The sequence below is a fragment of the Micromonospora sp. NPDC049081 genome, assembly GCF_040648835.1.
Classification (GTDB): domain Bacteria; phylum Actinomycetota; class Actinomycetes; order Mycobacteriales; family Micromonosporaceae; genus Micromonospora; species Micromonospora antibiotica.
This window is the reverse complement of sequence record NZ_JBEZEK010000010.1, coordinates 19,256-35,874: the sequence shown is the minus strand read 5'-3', so window position 1 is coordinate 35,874 and position 16,619 is coordinate 19,256. Positions and strand designations below refer to the sequence as shown.

The 16,619-nt window shown below is 73.9% G+C and carries 11 protein-coding genes and 1 pseudogene; 9 read left to right on the top strand and 3 right to left on the bottom strand.

Going from position 1 to position 16,619, the window contains the following annotated elements; all coding sequences use genetic code 11:
- The first annotated feature begins 114 nt into the window (after positions 1-114).
- Both AB0B63_RS16570 and AB0B63_RS16565 read left to right on the top strand, forming a co-directional pair.
- Complete coding sequence (locus AB0B63_RS16570) at positions 115-771, top strand: response regulator transcription factor (RefSeq protein ID WP_208567840.1); 657 nt, start codon at positions 115-117, stop codon at positions 769-771.
- Positions 768-1,940 (top strand): HAMP domain-containing sensor histidine kinase, encoded by a 1,173-nt coding sequence (locus AB0B63_RS16565; protein ID WP_357019252.1) that lies wholly within the window; start codon positions 768-770, stop codon positions 1,938-1,940. The genes AB0B63_RS16570 and AB0B63_RS16565 overlap by 4 nt, the downstream gene beginning before the upstream one ends.
- 337 nt (positions 1,941-2,277) lie before the next feature.
- Here AB0B63_RS16565 and AB0B63_RS16560 read toward each other — a convergent pair whose 3' ends face one another.
- Together AB0B63_RS16560 and AB0B63_RS16555 are read right to left on the bottom strand one after the other, a co-directional pair.
- Complete coding sequence (locus tag AB0B63_RS16560; RefSeq protein WP_357019249.1) at positions 2,278-3,279, bottom strand: ABC transporter permease subunit; 1,002 nt, start codon at positions 3,277-3,279, stop codon at positions 2,278-2,280.
- 332 nt (positions 3,280-3,611) lie between these two features.
- Positions 3,612-6,305, bottom strand: a pseudogene (locus AB0B63_RS16555) (alpha/beta fold hydrolase); the annotation flags it as partial.
- Positions 6,306-6,673: 368 nt separating this feature from the next.
- On the opposite strand from AB0B63_RS16555, the gene AB0B63_RS16550 reads away from it, so the two are divergent.
- The 7 genes from AB0B63_RS16550 to AB0B63_RS16520 are packed head-to-tail and all read left to right on the top strand — an operon-like array spanning position 6,674 to position 15,416.
- Positions 6,674-7,861: a hypothetical protein gene (locus AB0B63_RS16550; protein WP_357019246.1), complete on the top strand. Its 1,188-nt coding sequence runs from the start codon at positions 6,674-6,676 to the stop codon at positions 7,859-7,861.
- Positions 7,848-10,694: a nitrate- and nitrite sensing domain-containing protein gene (locus AB0B63_RS16545; RefSeq protein WP_357019243.1), complete on the top strand. Its 2,847-nt coding sequence runs from the start codon at positions 7,848-7,850 to the stop codon at positions 10,692-10,694. Before AB0B63_RS16550 ends, AB0B63_RS16545 begins: the two co-directional genes overlap by 14 nt.
- Entirely contained in the window at positions 10,691-11,161 is a 471-nt protein-coding gene (locus tag AB0B63_RS16540) for a roadblock/LC7 domain-containing protein (RefSeq protein WP_208567835.1), read from the top strand. Before AB0B63_RS16545 ends, AB0B63_RS16540 begins: the two co-directional genes overlap by 4 nt.
- Positions 11,158-11,631 carry a DUF742 domain-containing protein gene (locus tag AB0B63_RS16535; RefSeq protein ID WP_208567834.1) on the top strand — a complete coding sequence of 158 codons (474 nt, stop codon included), beginning with the start codon at positions 11,158-11,160 and terminating at the stop codon, positions 11,629-11,631. Before AB0B63_RS16540 ends, AB0B63_RS16535 begins: the two co-directional genes overlap by 4 nt.
- On the top strand, positions 11,609-12,364 hold the full coding sequence (locus AB0B63_RS16530; RefSeq protein WP_208567833.1) for an ATP/GTP-binding protein: 756 nt from the start codon (positions 11,609-11,611) through the stop codon (positions 12,362-12,364). Before AB0B63_RS16535 ends, AB0B63_RS16530 begins: the two co-directional genes overlap by 23 nt.
- A 44-nt stretch (positions 12,365-12,408) precedes the next feature.
- Complete coding sequence (locus AB0B63_RS16525) at positions 12,409-13,047, top strand: hypothetical protein (RefSeq protein WP_357019238.1); 639 nt, start codon at positions 12,409-12,411, stop codon at positions 13,045-13,047.
- A 41-nt stretch (positions 13,048-13,088) separates the two neighbouring features.
- Complete coding sequence (locus AB0B63_RS16520; RefSeq protein ID WP_357019235.1) at positions 13,089-15,416, top strand: AAA family ATPase; 2,328 nt, start codon at positions 13,089-13,091, stop codon at positions 15,414-15,416.
- Between the two features lie 622 nt (positions 15,417-16,038).
- Here AB0B63_RS16520 and AB0B63_RS16515 read toward each other — a convergent pair.
- Positions 16,039-16,551, bottom strand: a complete 513-nt coding sequence (locus AB0B63_RS16515; RefSeq protein ID WP_208567931.1) for a GNAT family N-acetyltransferase — start codon at positions 16,549-16,551, stop codon at positions 16,039-16,041.
- Between the last annotated feature and the right edge of the window lie 68 nt (positions 16,552-16,619).

Here is a 16,619-nt window from a genome sequence, read left to right as displayed (position 1 = left end):
CTTCCGACCGGCAGACAGCCGGCATTAGGGATAACTCAACTCCTGAGGCGGTATCCAGGGCGTAAACGGCAACGTTAACGCGGTGGTTATCCCGGCATAGGCGAGGATGGAACGGTGCGCGTACTGGTGTGCGAGGACGAGAAACTGCTCGCGGACGCGATCGCCGAATGGCTCCGCCGGGAGTCGTTCGCGGTCGACGTCGCCTACGACGGCGACGCCGCCCTGGAACGCATCGGCGTCAACGGGTACGACGTGGTCGTGCTCGACCGGGACCTGCCGGTCGTGCACGGCGACGACGTCTGCCGCGCCCTGGTCAGTGCCGAACGGGACACCCGGATCCTGATGCTGACCGCCGCCGCCGCCGTCCGGGAACGGGTCGCCGGCCTGGCCATCGGCGCCGACGACTACCTCACCAAACCGTTCGCGTTCGTCGAGCTGAGCGCCCGGGTGCACGCGTTGACCCGACGCACCCGCCCCGCCGCCCCACCGCAGCTGACCCGGGCCGGGATCGTCCTCGACCCGTCCCGGTTGCAGGTCACCCGGGACGGGAACTTCGTGCCGCTGTCCCGCAAGGAGTTCGGCGTGCTGGCCGAGCTGCTACGCGCCGACGGCGCGGTGGTCTCCGCCGAGGACCTCCTCGAACGGGCCTGGGACGAGCACATCGACCCGATGACCAACGTGCTGCGGGTCACCGTGATGAAGCTGCGGCGCAAGCTCGGCGACCCGCCCGTCATCGAGACGGTGCCCGGGGTGGGATACCAGATCCGATGAGGAAACCGACCATCCGGGCCAGGCTGACCCTCATCTACGGCGGCCTGTTCCTGCTCGCCGGCACGGTACTGCTCGCCGTGACGTACGTGCTGGTGGACCAGCGGCTCGCCCACGGTCTCGGGTTCAACCTGCGCGGGACCGGTGGCAAGGAGTCGATCTCGCTGCCCCAGGGCACCCAGATCAACGCCAACCAGGCCGAACACCTGCGCGCCATCGTCCGCCAGGTGCAGGACGACGCCCGCCGGGACGCCCTCGACTCGCTGCTCACCCAGGGCGGAGTGGCCCTGGCCGTGGTGACCATCGCCGCGGTCGCGTTCGGTTGGCTGGTCGCCGGCCGGGCGTTGCAGCCGTTGCAGCAGATCACCGGCACCGCCCGCCGCATCGCCGGAGCCGACGGGGCCGGCCGGGGACTACACGAACGGATCGCCCTGGCCGGGCCGACCGACGAGGTGAAGGAGCTGGCCGACACCTTCGACCTGATGCTCGAACGCCTCGACCGGTCCTTCGACGGGCAGCGGCGCTTCGTCGCCAACGCCTCCCACGAGCTGCGTACCCCGTTGGCGATCAACCGGTCCCTGGTCGAGTTGGCGATCACCCGCCCGGACGCCCCGCCCGAGCTACGACAGCTCGGCGAGACCCTGCTGGCCGTCAACGAACGCCACGAACGACTGATCGACGGGCTGCTCACCCTCGCCGACTCGGAGAACGCGCTGGCCGAACACACCGAGGTGGACCTCGCCGAGGTCGCCGGTCACGTCGCGGAACAGACCGGCCGGTCCACCACGCTCGCCGTCACCCGCGAACTGGCCCCGGCGCGGACGGCCGGCGACCCGGTCCTGCTGGAACGGCTCACCCAGAACCTGGTGGAGAACGCCGTCAGGCACAACGTCGACACCGACGGCTGGCTCTCGGTCGCCACGGCCATGGTCGACGGTCGGGCCACCCTGACCGTCAGCAACAGCGGGCCGGTGGTGCCCGGGTACGAGATCGAGACGATGTTCCTGCCGTTCCGCCGGCTCAACCGGGAACGGGTCGCCGGTCAGCGGGGCTTCGGCCTGGGGCTGTCCATCGTCCGGGCGGTGGCGCGGGCGCACGGCGGAACGGTGCGGGCCGTCCCCCGCCCCGACGGCGGCCTGGTGGTCACCGTCTCCCTCCCCACCGCCGACTGACCCCCTGAACGCGCCACCCCCGCCAAATACCGCCGCCGTTGCCGTTGCCAAGGAGACGGGGTAGGCGCAAGATCGCGCTCGCGATGCACTGCTCAAGATCGTGCTCGATCCACGATGTAGTGGCATCGCATCGCCGGGAGACCACTACATCCTGGATCGAGCACGATCGTGCGGCGTGCGGCGTGCGTGCGTGCGGGCGGGCGGGCGGGCGTGCGGGCGGGCGGGTGTGCGGGTGTGCGGGTGTGCGCGGAGACGTGCTGGTGGTGCAGGGCGGGTCCGGCCGGCAGCGACCACGCAACATCGGGCCCGTTCGCCAGCCGATCGGGCGGCTGCCGGGTCAACTCGTGACGTCCTTGCGGGTGAAGCGCCAGAAGGCCAGCCCCCAGAACAGGGTGGCGTAGCTGATCGCCGAGATCGCACCCCGGACCACGTCGTCGGTCTGCATCGGGGTGGACAGCAGGCCCAGCCAGGCGCTGCTGTAGTGGGTCGGCAGGAAGTCCCGCAGCGCCCCCAGCGCGGTGATCTGATCCAGGATGCTGGACAGGATCCACAGCAGTACCGCGCCGCCGACCGCGCCCAGCGCGGCGTCGGTGACCACCGACAGCAGAAACGCCAGCCCGGCCACCACCAGCAGGACCACCGCCAGGTAGCCGAGCACCGCCAGCAGCCGTACCAGCCCCTCGGTCGGGGTCAGCTCGGCGGCGACCTGGCTGGTCAGCGGCGACCAGCCGTAGCGCAGGGTGCCGGCGAGCAGGGCCGTGCCGGCCAACAACAGCAGGGCCAGCCCGGAGTACGCCAGCGCCACCAGCAGCTTCACCGTCAACAGTCGGGCCCGGGGCACCGGCACCGCCAGCAGGTAGCGCAGGCTGCCCCAGCTCGCCTCGCTGGCCACCGTGTCACCGCAGAACAGCGCCACCACCACGACCAGCAGGAACGACGCCGACACCAGGATCGAGAAGAGGGTGAAGTTGAGCCCGCCCGAGGTGGCCAGGTCGGCGAGGCTGGAGAACTCGCCGCGCCCGCTGCCGTCGTCGTCCCCGGACTCGAACTGGAACGCCACCAGAATGATCAACGGCAGCAGCACCATGAACCCGAGCGCCAACTGGGTACGCCGCCGCGACGCCTGCCGGCGGAACTCCGCCCCGAACGGCAGGGTCGCCCCCGGCCGGTACCCGACCGCCGCCCCACCCGGCCCGAACGATCCCCGCCCGGCCCCGCCCGACGCCCCGCCGACGGCGACCCCGCCGCCTGCCGTCCCGCCGCCCGACGCCCCGCCGACAGAGGCGCTGCCGCCGTCCGGGCCCCGGCCCGACGCCGAACCCGCCGCAGAACCTGCCATCACCGGTCACCGCTTCCCCGAGAGTTCTCGCCCACCAGGGCGAGGAACGCGTCCTCCAGGCGACGCCGTGGCACCACCCGGTCCACCCCGATCCCGGCCCGGACCAGCTCGGCCACCACCTCGCTGCGCGCGGTCCCGTTGGTGTCCACCACCAGCCCACCACCCGCACCGCCACCAGCGGCACCAGCACCCGCCGCAGCGCCGTCACCAGCGCCGGACGCCGCACCGGCAGCGCCGTCACCTGGCCCCGTGCCGACACCGGCCACCGCACCCGCACCCGCACCCGCACCCGCACCCGCACCCGGCGGAACATCCCCGCCGTCATCGGCGCCGAGCACCCGGACCCCGTCGAGGCGGCTCAGCACCGCCCGCGCGGCGGCCTGGTCGGTCACCTCGAACAGGGTGCTCGGCGACTCGCCGACGATCTCCTCCACCGGGCCCGAGGCGACGATCCGGCCCTTGTTGACCACCACCGCGTGCGTGCAGGTCTGCTCCACCTCGGCCAGCAGGTGACTGGAGACCAGCACCGCCCGGCCGTCGGTGGCGTACCGCTGGAGGACCCGGCGCATCTCGGCGATCTGCGGCGGGTCCAGCCCGTCGGTCGGCTCGTCGAGCACCAGCAGCTCCGGCAGGCCCAGCATGGCCTGCGCGATGGCCAACCGCTGCCGCATCCCGTGGCTGTAGTTCTTGGTCCGCCGGTGCACCGAGTCACCCAGGCCGGCGATCTCCAACGCCTCGTCGAAGTGCGCGTCGGCCCACGGCCGGCCGGTGGCCCGCCAGTACGCCTTCAGGTTGTCCAGGCCGGACAGGTGCGGCAGGAAGCCGGGCCCCTCCACCAGCGCGCCGATCCGCGACAGCACCGGCGAGCCGGGCACCAGCCGGTGTCCGAAGACGTAGATCTCCCCGGCGGTCGGCTGGGTCAACCCCATCAGCACCCGCAGGGTGGTGGTCTTGCCGGCGCCGTTCGGGCCGAGCAGCCCCATCACCTGGCCGGGGTGCACCTCGAAGTCCACCCGGGACACCGCGACGAACCCGTCCGCGTACTCCTTGCGCAGGTCACGGACGGCGAGCGGGATGCCCGCGTACTCGGGATGGACGGAGTCGTCCTGGCGGCGGTGCCGACGGCGGACCACGGCGACGACCACGACGAGCCCGATCAGGATCGCGGCCAGCAGGCCGACCAGCACCCAGCGCCACACCGTGGCGGTGGTCGGGATCGGGGTGGCGGTGACCGTCGGCAGGCTCACCGCCCCGTCGACCGCCACCGTGTAGACGGCCGGCTCGGCAGGTGTGGTGTACGCCTGGTCGGCGGTGGCGAGCACCACCCGCAGCCGGTGCCCGGCCTCGACCCGGCGGACGATCGCCGGCAGGGTCACCTGGACCGGCTGCGCGGCGTCGATGGTGGCCGGCAGGCCGGTCAACCGGATCGGGGCGACCAGCCCGTCGGGCAGCGTCGCCGCGCCGGCCGGGTCGACGTCGTAGAGCTTGGCGAACAGGACCGCCTCGCCGGTCGCCGACGCGGCCCGGACGGTGACGGTGGGTGCACCCACCACGTCCACCGCCTCGGTCAGCGGTGTCGACTCGAACCGGGCGTGCTGGCCGGGTACGTCGCCGGCGACCCCGTCGAGCAGGGAGCCGAGCGACCCGGCGAACGGGATCGCCGAGATCGCCGCCGGGTTGCCGTTGGGCGGGTTGGCGACCGGTTGGGCCGGCCCGGTGACCGGCACCTCGCGTCGGGCGTCCCCGGTCACCCCGGGATAGTCGGCGGTGCGGTAGCCGGTGGCGACGAGGCCCCGGTCGAGGGCGTCGAAACCGGCGATCCGGGAGAACGTGAAGTCGTCGCCGGGGGCCGCGCCGGTGCCCTTGACGTAGTGGTCCAGCCACTGCACGGTCAGGTACTTCACCCGGTCGGAGTCGCTGGTCGGGCCGGTGCCGCCGTCGTGGCCGCCGGTGAACCAGGCCACCCGCACGGGGGTGCCGGCGGCGGCGATGCCGCGCGCGTTGGCGTCCGCCTCGGTGAGCGGGAAGAGGGTGTCCGCCTCGCCCTGCACCAGCAGGGCGGGGGCCTTGATCCGGCCCAGCACGTCGGCCGGGGAGGAACGCCGGAGCAGGTCCACCGCCGCCTGGTCGGCCCGCCCGGTGGTGGCGATCCGCAGGTACGCGGCGCAGACGTCGGCGGCGAACCGGCCACAGGACGGGTCGGCGGCGGCCCCCGGGGCGCGCGACGATCCGCTGCCCGGTCCGCCACCGGGCCGGGGACTGGGCGCACCGGCCGACGCGGGTGCCCCTTCCGGCTGGGCGGCGGCGGTGTTGCCGGACAGGCCGGCCGGCCCGGAACCGGCGCTGCCGCCACCGCCGAAGAAGATGCCGGCCCAGCCCTTCTTGAACACGCCCTCGGTGGCCGGCTTGCCGGTGTTCTCCGGCAGGAAGGCGCGGGACAGGTCGTTCCAGGTGATCATGGGGACGATCGCGTCGACCCGGTGGTCCTGCGCGGCCAGCAGCAGGGCCAGTCCGCCGCCGTACGAGCCGCCGACCACCCCGACCCGGGGGTCACCGGCGGCGTCGGTACGCACCTCGGGGCGGGCGGCCAGCCAGTCCAGCAGCCGCTGGGCGTCGCGCACCTCGTAGTCGGGGCTGTCCAGGTGGATCTGCCCGCCGCTGCGGCCGAAGCCCCGCGCCGTCCAGGTCAGCACCGCGTAGCCCTGCCCCACCAGGTCCTCGGCGTCGGCGCGGACGGAGTCCTTCGTACCGCCGAAGCCGTGCGCCAGCAGCACGGCCGGGACCTTCCGGTCAGCCGACGCGCCGCTCGGCAGGTAGAACGTGGTGTCCAGGTCGACGGGCTCGTCGCCGCCGGGCCCGGAGCGCACGGTGAGCGCGGTCGACTCGGTGCGGAAATCCGGCCGGTCCGGCCAGACCGCCCAGCCGACGACCCCCGCCAGCAGGACGACGCCCACCGACGCGGCGACCGCGCAGCGGCCGGTGGGCAGGGCACGGCGGAGCCGGGCAGCCGACAGCGGCGATTTCATTCGGCTCACGGTACGGCCCGGAACCTGAGCGTTGGCTGAGATCCGCCGTACGTCCGTCCTGGTCGGCCAATCGTCGGCCGGACAGGTCAAACGCACAAGGTCACCCGGCGTTCACCCAGAACGAGTTCGGACTCCGTGAATTCACGCTTAATGCGCTATATCACAATGGAAACGAGCATGTCACTCCGACAACAGTACGGAGCGTGTCGGGAAGGTTGATGTCGCGTCACATCACTCGAAGTGACGCAAAACTGACCGGTGCAGACCTCCGGCCAGGGATCGCCCTTCGATTAGGTTCCGGTCCGACGCACGGGACCGAAGTTCCACGCCATCCCCGACCCCCTGCGCCGCCGCCGGAGGAGACCACCATGACCGTTCCCGCCTCGCGGGTCCGTCGACGGCCCAGGACACCGGGCCGCCTGTTGCCGTTGCTACTCGCCACCGCGCTGCTGCTGCCGGTGGCGTTCCTCGTCGTACGGGGCCACCAGTTGGTGGACGCCGACCGGGAGCTGGCCGAACGGGAGCGCCTCGGCGTCGAGTACCTGCGCGTCCTCGGCCCGGTCACCGAGGCGCTGGTCAACGCGCAGACCGCCGCCGTCGCCGGCCGGTCGGTGCCCCGCGACGCCCTGGACCGGGCGGTGGAGGCAGCCGCGGCGGTCGACACCCGCATCGGCGGCGAGCTGCGCAGCACCGAGCGGTGGGCCGGGCTGCGGGCCAAACTGGAGGGACTGCCGAGCCGGTCACTCACCGACCCGGAGGTCGCCTTCACCGCGTACGGCGAGGTCACCGATCTGCTGTTGGCCCTGCACGGCAAGATCCGGGAGACCTCCGGCCTGATCCGGGACCCCGGCTCCGACTCGTACTTCCTCCAGGACGGCGTCGGCGAGGAGATGCCGGAAGCAGTGGTCGCCGCCGGCCGGCTCGTCGACCTGGCCGTGCTGATGCCGCAACGACCCGCCGCCGAACAGGCCCGTTCCCTGGGCCAACTGGCGACCCTCCGGTTCGCCGCCCTGCAACCGGCGGGCGACCTGGTCGACGACCTCCAGACGGTGGTGGAGACCTCGGAGAGCGCCGGCATCGGCGCGGACGTGCTCACCCCGTTCGACAACTACCAGCGGGCGGTCGAGGCGTTGGCGGCGCTGTCCCAGCCCGACAGCCGTACGCAAGCGGTCGACCTGACGAAACTCACCGCTGCCCGGAGCCAGGCGCAGACCGCTGCCCGGGAACTCCAGCCGGTCATCCTCGACGAACTGGACCGGCTCCTCCGCCAGCGCATCGACCAACTCGACCGCGACGACCTGCTGATCCTCGCCGCCGGCGGGGTGGCCGTGCTGCTCCTGGCGGCGCTCGGCGCGAGCGGTTGGCTGCCGCGCCGCACCGGCACCCCGCCCGGCCGGGACACCGCACCCGGCGACCCGGCCGAAACCACCGCCGCCACCCGGTGGGAGCCGCCGACGCGGTCCGGTCGGCCACCGGCCGGACCGGTGCCGGTGCTCCAGCCGGTGGGCCAGAGCTCCGAACCCGACCGGTGGAGGCCCTTCGATGCTGCTCGGTAGGCTCCGGATCCGGGGCAAGCTGGCCCTGCTGCTGATCGTCCCCCTGCTCTGCATGGTCGGGCTCACGGTGCCGGTGGTCTGGGACCGGGCCACCGTGGCGCAGCGGGCCGGCGACCTCGCCGACCGGGTCCGGATCGCCAGCCGGGTCGGCACGATCCTCCAACACCTCCAGCAGGAACGCCTGCTCGCCATCGGCCTGCTGCTCAAGCAGGTCGAGCGCACCGACCTGGTGCAGAAGGTCGCCGAGGTGGACGACCGGATCGCCGACCTGCGCGCCGAGTTCGGCGACGCCCTGCCGGCAGAGGTCGACACCGCCCTGGACGGGGTACGCCAACTGGCCGCCCTGCGGACGGCGGCGGTGGCCGGGCAGACCGGCCCGGACCAGCTCATGGCCGGGTACGGGCCGGTGAACACCGCCCTGATCAACTCGCTTCAGCTCCGCCTCAACGCGGACACCCGCACCCCGACCGGGCGGCAGGTGCTGGCCCTGGACGGCCTGCTGCGCACCGGTGAGAGCCTCAGCGCCGGCGCCACCCTGATCGTGCTGGTCGCCGCCCGGCCCAGCGCCCAGACCGTCACCGCCTACGTGGCGAACTTCGCCGTCCTCTCCGACGAGAGCGCCCGGCTCCAGGCCCTGGTCACCCCCGAGCAGCTCGACCTGCTCACCCTGGAGGAAGTGGCGGTCGCCAACCGCACCGGCCCGAACTTCATCAACCAGAGCGCGCTGGACCCGGCCACGGCGATCGGCGCGCTGGACGTGGCGACCCTCTTCCCCACCGTCTCCTCGATGATCACCCTGGGCCAGTTCGTGGAGAAGAAACTCGCCGCCGACGTCACCGCCGAGGTGCGCGCCGACCGGCAGGTCGCGCTCGCCGGGGCGTACTGGGTGACCCTGCTGATCGTGACCATCCTGATCGCGGTCATCCTGCTCACCATCGCGGTCGGCCGGGCGGTGGCCCGGCCGCTCACCCGGCTCACCCGCTCCGCCGACCGGGTCGCCCGGGTCGCCGAGTCCGAGCTGGTCCGGGTCGCCGACGACGAGTCGGAGACCGTCCCACCGGTCCGCCTCGACCCGGTCGACGTGGGTGCCCGCGACGAGATCGGTGACCTGGCCCGCGCCTTCGAACGGGTGCAGAACACCGCCGCCCGGCTGGTGGAACGGCAGGTGGCGAGCCGACGCAACGTGGCCCAGATGTTCGGTCACGTCGGCCGACGTACCCAGAACCTGGTCGGCCGGCAGATCGCCCTGATCGACCGGCTGGAGCAGCAGGAGACCGAGCCGGGCCGGCTGGAGCACCTGTACCGGCTCGACCACATCTCCAGCCGGCTGCGCCGTAACGCGGGCAGCCTGGTGGTGCTCTCCGGTGCGGCGGGCGACGACGCACACGTCGCACCGGTCCCGGTGGCCGACGTGGTCCGGTTGGCGCTCGGTGAGATCGAGGACTACACCCGGGTGGACGTGCGGGTCCCCCCGGAGGTGGTCGCCGTACCGGCGATCATCGGTGACCTGGTGCTGGCCCTGGCCGAGCTGATGGAGAACGCCACCGTGTTCTCCCCGCCGCACACCCGGGTCGTGGTCGCCGCCGAACCGACCGACGACGGTACCCGGTTGGCCGTGATCGACCAGGGCATCGGCATGAGCGAGCAGCGGATGGCCGAGGAGAACGCCAGGTTCACCCGCCGGGAACGGCTGGACCTGGCCCCGTCCGAGGTGCTCGGGCTCTTCGTGGTGGGTCGGCTGGCCCGCCGGCACGGCTGGACGGTGGAACTCACCCCGACCGCCGGTGGTGGGGTGACCGCCAGCCTGGTGCTCCCCGGTTCCGCCCTGGTGCGCGCCACCAACGGGCGTCACGGGGAACCCGTCGCCCGCGCCGCCCTGTCCTCCCGGGACCGGCCCACCACGGCCGGCCCCGCCGTACTCCCGTCGCGGGACCGGGCCGGGACCACCGCCGCGCGCGGTGTCGACGGACCGGCCCGGACCGGCCGGACACCGGCCGTGCTCGACGCGGAGCCGACCCGGCCACCGGTCGACACGACGCCGACCCGGCCGCTGGTGGCGGCGGGGCCGACCCCACCCCCCGCCTGGCCCGTGATCGACGCGGAGCCGACCCGGCCACCCGTCGACGCGGAGCCGACCCGGCCGCTGGTGGCGGCGGGGCCGACCTGGCCACTGGTCGACCCCACGGCATTGCCCGGATTCGATCCGACGCTGCTCAGCAAGGCGACCCGCAGCATGGAATCCGCCGGCCCCTGGGACGCGTTCGGCACCGTGCCGGCCGACCCGCAACCGGCCGCGCCCGCCGACACCGACCCGGTCGTCGCCGGGGCGACCCTGCCGGTCCGGGGCACCGCCACGGTGACCCCGGCAGACGCCGACCAGACCCGTACGACGGTCCCGCAGGCCACCCTGCTCCCCACGGTCACGCAGGCCACCCCGCTCCCCACGGACCGCCCCGCCCCGCCGCCCGGGATCCGGCAGCGGGTTCCCGGGGCCAGCCTGCCGCACACCGCCCCCGTCGTCGGCCCGGTGGACGGCACCCGGGCCGACCCGGCCGCCGCCCGCGCCCTGGTCGAGCAGTTCCAGTCCGGGGTGCAGCGGGCCGAACAGGCAAGGCCCGCCGCCGCACCCCCAGCCGAGCCGGCGACACCCCGCCTGACCCGACGGGTACCGGGCGCCAACCTGGCCATCTCACCCCCTCGGCAACCGCCCAGCCAGCATCCGGGAGATCCCGGCGAGGTCCGCGATCTCATCAACGCGTTCGAGACGGGCGTCGCCCGGGCTCTACGCGAAGTCCGTCCCGACCACCGCACTGAAGAAGGAACGACACGGTGACCAGCCCGCACGTACATGAGAACGTCGACTACCAGAACCACCCGGCCGGGGATCTCAGCGCGGAGGCGCGCACCTTCAACTGGCTGTTGGACTCGTTCACCTCCAGCACCGCCGGTGTCCTGGAGGCCATCGCGGTCTCCTCCGACGGGCTGCTGATGGCCATGTCGTCGATCAAGGACCGGTCCAACGCGGAACGCCTCGCGGCCGTCGTCTCCGGCATGACCAGCCTGGCCGGCGGTGCCGCCAGCTGGTACGCCCTCGGCGGGCTCAACCGGGTGATCGTGGACATGGCCGACGGTTACCTGCTGATCACCGCGATCAGCAGCGGCTCGGTACTCGGCGTGATCGCCGACCGGTCGGCCAACCTGGGCACCGTCGCGTACGAGATGACGCTCTTCGCCGGCCGGGCCGGCGGGGCGCTGACACCGAGACTCATCGCCGAGCTGAAGAACGCCGTTCAGCAATGACCCGGGACGCCGCCGGTGCGGAACCGGAACCCGAACCGTCGGTCCGGGTCCGCCCCTACCTGCGCGCCCCGACGGGGGACGGGACAGCGACACCGGTCCCCGCCCCCGAACCGCAGACCGACCGACCGGCCAGCCCCCGCCCGTTCGTACTGACCGCTGGACGGGTGGCCGGCGCGGACCCGGCCATCGGCCTGGAAACCCAGGTCACCGCCCGGTCCGAGCCGGCCCGGGCGGCGCTGCTGTCGGCCCTGCTCGCCCCCGAGCTACAGGCGATCGTCGCCCTGTGCGCTGAACCGATCTCGGTGGCCGAGATCTCCGCCCGGATGCGGCTACAGCTCGGCGTGACCCGGGTGCTGGTCGGTGACCTGCGGGCCGCCGGCCACCTCGACGTGCACGTCGGCGCCGTCGACGACGCATTTGACCCCGACCTCATCCTGCGAGTGATTGATGGACTCCGTGCGATCTCCTGAATGGCCGGTCGCCCCGCTCGGCGGGCTCGCCGCGAACAGCGCCTCCGCCCGCTACGGGCAGCCGGTGGGTGGCCCCCCGACGGCACCGCCGCACCCGTCGCCGCCACCGGCGTACCGACCGGCGGCGGCGACGGCCGTGCCCGCCCCGGACACCCGTACCGGGCCGGCCGCCGCCCCACCGATCCCGGTCAAGCTCCTGATCGCCGGCGGGTTCGGGGTGGGCAAGACGACCACGGTCGGCGCGATCTCCGAGATCGCCCCGCTCACCACCGAGGCCGAGATGACCAGCGCCGGCATCGGCGTGGACGATCCGGGGACCCGCAGCACGAAGACCACCACCACGGTGGCGATGGACTTCGGCTGCGTGACCATCGACCGGAGCCTGAAGCTCTACCTGTTCGGCACACCGGGCCAGGACCGGTTCGGCTTTATGTGGGACGACCTGGCCCGGGGGGCGCTCGGCGCGCTGGTGGTGGTGGACAGCTCCCGGCTGGACGACTGCTACCCGGCGATCGACTTCTTCGAGCGGGCCGGCCTGCCCTTCGTGGTCGGGGTGAACACCTTCGACGGCAGGCTGACGCACGAGCTGGGCGCGATCCGGTGGGCGCTGGCGATCGGTGACCACGTACCGCTGGTGCAGTTCGACGCCCGGGACCGGCTCTCGGTGCGGGACGCCCTGCTGGTCGTCCTGGACCGGGCACTGGACCGGGCGGTGCGGGAGAAGGGCGTCTGAACGAATCGGCGCTCGGGGCCGTTTCCACGGGAGAGGGGGACGTCATGAGGGGTGGTCTGGACGAGACACTGGCCCGGCTGGCACGCCGTGAGGAGGCCCGCCGTCGCCGGTCGACCGACCAGGGCGCGGAGGCCGACGACGGCGTGTCGACCCTGGCCTTCACGACCACCGGCCGGGCCACGACGGAACCGGTGCACCCGGCGACGGCACCGACCGGACCAGCGCACCCGGTGCCACCTGCCGGTCCGGGGCGTCCCGGTGCCGCGCCGGCGGAACTGGTCCGGGCCGGGCCCGGGTGGACCGGGTCGGGGGAGCCCGCCGCCGGCGGGTCCGACCCGGTCGAGGAGGTGGCCGAGGCGGTACGTCGGGTGGTCGCCGCCCACCCCGGGCTGACCGTGGCGCTGCGGGTCGAGTACGCCGGGCGGACGTACCCGCTGCGGATCGAACGGACCGAGCCCGGTGCCCGCAACGAGCGGACCGAGCCCGGTGCCCGCAACGAGCGGGCGGAGCCCGGGGTACGGGGCGGCAGCGACCCCCGGAACACCGCACCGCCGGCCTGGCCGCTGGCGGAGCGGACCCCAACGGCCTGGACGCCGGCCCGGGAGATGCCCGGTGTCGACCCGGCGGCCCGGCTGGCCGAGCTGATCCGTCGCGACCCGACGTTGCTCGACCACGACGGCTGACCAGCGGACCGTCCGCGGCGGCGGGCGGCTACTGTCGGGCGATGCCCGAACCGGACCTGACCCTGACCGCCAGTCTGCGCCCGGCCGCGCTGGACGCCCGACGCGGCATCGTCCGGCTGCACCCGGAGGTGCTGACCGCTCTGGCGCTGCGCCCGGGTGACCCGGTACGGCTGGCCGGCAGGCGGGTGACCGCCGGGATCGTCGCGCCCGCCGAACCGACCGCGAGCGCCGCCCTGCTCTATGCCGACGATCTCACCCTGGGCAACCTGGGGCTGCGCGACGGCGGCCAGGTGACGGTCGCGCCCGCCCCGGTCACCACGGCCCGGCGGGTGACCCTGGCCGGCCCGGTGGCGGTGGTCGCCGCGGTGTCCCCGGAGATGCTGCGACTCGCCCTGCTCGGCAAGGTCGTCACCGAAGGTGACAACGTCTCCCTGCTGCCCCAGGACGTCCTTCCCGACGCCTCGGTGCGCGGCCTGGTCGAGGCCGCCCGGCGCAGCCTCGCCAACACCGTCGGGTACGCCTGGACGAGCACCCTGCTGACCGTGGTGGCCGCCGAACCGGAGACCGGCGCCCTGGTGACCATGGACACCGTGGTCGGCTGGGAACACGGCCACGTCACGCACGGCTCCTCCGGCCCGGCCCGACCACACCGGGATGCCACCGCAGGTGCCGACCGTCCCCGGCCCGGCGGCCGGACCACCGACACTTCGGCGGCGGGGACCTCCGTTTCGGCGGCGGGGACCCCGACCGGCCCGACGGCCGGTGGGCCACCGGTCGGCACCGTCACCGAGGCGGCGGACGACGACGTGCCACACGTGGACGAGCTGCCCGGGTTACGCGCCCAGGCCGAGGAACTGACCGAACTGCTGGACCTGGGTTTCCACCACGGTGAGGTGCTGGGCCGGCTGGGCACCACGGTCTCGCTCGGCGTGCTGCTCAGCGGGCCGGCCGGATCGGGCAAGTCGGCGCTGGTCCGGGCGGTGGCCAAGACGGTCGGGGCCCGGGTCCGCCCGCTGTGGGCCCCGGAACTCGCCGCGCTGACCAACGACGCGGCGGCCCGCCGGTTGCGCGAGACCGTCGCCGACCTGGCCGCCGGCGGCCCGGCCGTGTTGCTGGTCACCGACGTCGAGGCGCTGGCCCCGGCGGAGGACGCCGGCCCGTTGGCCACCGTGTTCCGGCAGGTGCTCGCCGGGGCCGTCCGGTCCGGTACGGCGGTGGTGTGCACCACGTCCCGCCCGGAGACGGTCGACCCGGGGTTACGCGCGCCCGACCTGCTGTCGCTGCGGATCACGGTGCCGTTGCCCGACCCGGCGTTGCGCCGGGAGCAGTTGACCGTACTGACCCGGCAGGTGCCGCTGGCCGAGGACGTCCGGCTCGACGAGGTGGCCGGGCGTACCCCCGGGTTCGTCGCCGCCGACCTGGCCGCGCTGGTCCGTGAGGCCGGGGTGCGGGCGGCGCTGCGGCAGAAGACCGCCGAGACACCGACGGTGGCGATGGCCGACTTCTCGGCGGCGCTGGAGGTGGTCCGGCCGACCACCATGGCGGCGTCCACGCTGGAACTGGCCTCGGTCACCCTCGACGACGTCGGCGGCCTCGGTGAGGTGAAGCAGACCCTCACCGAGTCGGTGCTCTGGCCGTTGACCTACCCGGACACCTTCGCCCGGTTGGGGGTGCAACCACCCCGGGGGGTGCTGCTCTACGGGCCGCCCGGGTGCGGCAAGACCTACCTGGTGACCGCCCTGGCCGGGACCGGCCGGGCGAACGTGTTGTCGGTGAAGGGTGCCGAGTTGCTCTCCAAGTGGGTCGGGGAGAGCGAGCGGGCGGTCCGGGAGCTGTTCCGCCGGGCCCGCGAGGCCGCCCCGACGCTGGTGTTCCTCGACGAGATGGACGCGCTGGCCCCGGTGCGCGGCCAGGCCACCGACGGCGGTACGACCGACCGGGTGGTCGCCGCCTTGCTGACCGAACTGGACGGGGTGGAGGCGCTACGCAACGTGGTGGTGATCGGGGCGACCAACCGGCCGGACCTGGTCGACCCGGCCCTGCTGCGCCCCGGCCGGCTGGAGCGGCTGGTGTACGTGCCGCCGCCGGACGGACCGGCCCGCGCGGAGATCCTCCGGGCCGCGTCCCGCGCCGTGCCACTCGCCGAGGACGTGGACCTGGCGGCGCTCGGCGAGGAGCTGACCGGATTCTCGGCGGCGGACTGTGCGGCGCTGGTGCGGGAGGCGGCGCTGGCCGCGATGCGGGAGTCGCTGTCCGCCGCCACGGTCACCGCCGCGCACGTGGCCACCGCCCGCGACCGGGTCCGCCCCTCCCTGGACCCGGCGCAGGTCGCCTGGCTCGCCGCCTACGCCGACAAGCACGCGGGCTGAACAGGGCCTGCTCCGGGCCGGCGGGTTTGGCGTGGTGGGCCGGGCCGGCGGGCTTCGCACGGTGAACCGGGCCGGGGGCCTGTGGGCGGTGGGCCGGGCCGGCGGGCTTCGCACGGGTGAACCGCGCCGGGGCCTGCGGGCGGGAAGGTGCGGACCTCGGGGCCGGACAACCGGCCGCCAGCCTGGCCGGCCGGGTGATGCCTGGCGGCTTGGGTGTCTGGTCCACCCGTTCGGGCGTGTCGCCGCGGACAAGTAGATCCTGCAATGAGCGGTATGCCTGAGCGGCATAAATATGACAGCCTGGCATATCACTGATCGTGGGAAGCATGGGTGTCGCGCGGGCCGCACCGCCGCGTCACCGCACCGCCGCGTCACCGCACCGACGCTTCACCGCACCGCCGCACCGCCGCACCGCCGCACCGCCGCACCGCCGCACCGACGCTTCGCCGCACCGCACCTCCGGCGCTTCGGCGCTTCGGCTGACGCATTCCGTATGCCACAAAGACCATGGGCCGCAATCGAAACGCTCCGTCGTCGCCCGGTGTGGCACACCGGCCGCGTCGCGTTCGCCCGCGACCAGCGCTCCGCTGCCCGCGCCGACGGTACTCCCGATGGAAGCGGGTCAGCCGGCGGCGGGCGGGGTCGCGTCGAGCGAGATCTCCGCGTACACCTTGCCACCGCTTTCGCGCAGCTGCGCGCCGCAGTTGCGCAGCACCGCGATGGCTCCCCCGTTGTCCGGGGTGGTGTCCGCGACGACCGAGTGCATACCAGCGGCCGCCGCGACGTTGAGCAATTCCCGCAGGGCCGCCGCGCCGAGGCCCTGGCCCCGGGCCGACCGGCCGAGCCACATCCCGGTCTCCGCCACCCCGGGGGTGTCGCAGCGGGCCATCCGCACCATGCCCACCACCTCGCCGCCGACGCACACGGCGAACATCAGGGTGCGGGTCGGCCCGTCCAGGCCACCGAAGCTGGCCCGGTGGAACTCCCGGAACGCCTCCCGACGAGCGTGCGACCAGCCGGCAGGGGCGTCCACCGGGGGCATGACATCACTCGGCTCGGCCTCGGCCGCCGCTACGGATAGCAACGACTCCAGGTTCGTCTCGTCGACCGGTTCCAGTCGTACCGCGCCTACCACGTGCCGCAGTCTGCCGCCCCTGCCGGCTGTCGTCCACCCCTTTGGGAGGTGACTGTCGGTCTGGTCGG

Bases quoted from the DNA above. Each gene is read 5' to 3' on its own strand.
- AB0B63_RS16565 (WP_357019252.1), top strand. From the start codon at position 768: ATGAGGAAACCGACCATCCGGGCCAGGCTGACCCTCATCTACGGCGGC.
- AB0B63_RS16560 (WP_357019249.1), bottom strand. From the start codon at position 3,279: ATGGCAGGTTCTGCGGCGGGTTCGGCGTCGGGCCGGGGCCCGGACGGC.
- AB0B63_RS16550 (WP_357019246.1), top strand. From the start codon at position 6,674: ATGACCGTTCCCGCCTCGCGGGTCCGTCGACGGCCCAGGACACCGGGC.
- AB0B63_RS16545 (WP_357019243.1), top strand. From the start codon at position 7,848: ATGCTGCTCGGTAGGCTCCGGATCCGGGGCAAGCTGGCCCTGCTGCTG.
- AB0B63_RS16535 (WP_208567834.1), top strand. From the start codon at position 11,158: ATGACCCGGGACGCCGCCGGTGCGGAACCGGAACCCGAACCGTCGGTC.
- AB0B63_RS16530 (WP_208567833.1), top strand. From the start codon at position 11,609: ATGGACTCCGTGCGATCTCCTGAATGGCCGGTCGCCCCGCTCGGCGGG.
- AB0B63_RS16525 (WP_357019238.1), top strand. From the start codon at position 12,409: ATGAGGGGTGGTCTGGACGAGACACTGGCCCGGCTGGCACGCCGTGAG.
- AB0B63_RS16520 (WP_357019235.1), top strand. From the start codon at position 13,089: ATGCCCGAACCGGACCTGACCCTGACCGCCAGTCTGCGCCCGGCCGCG.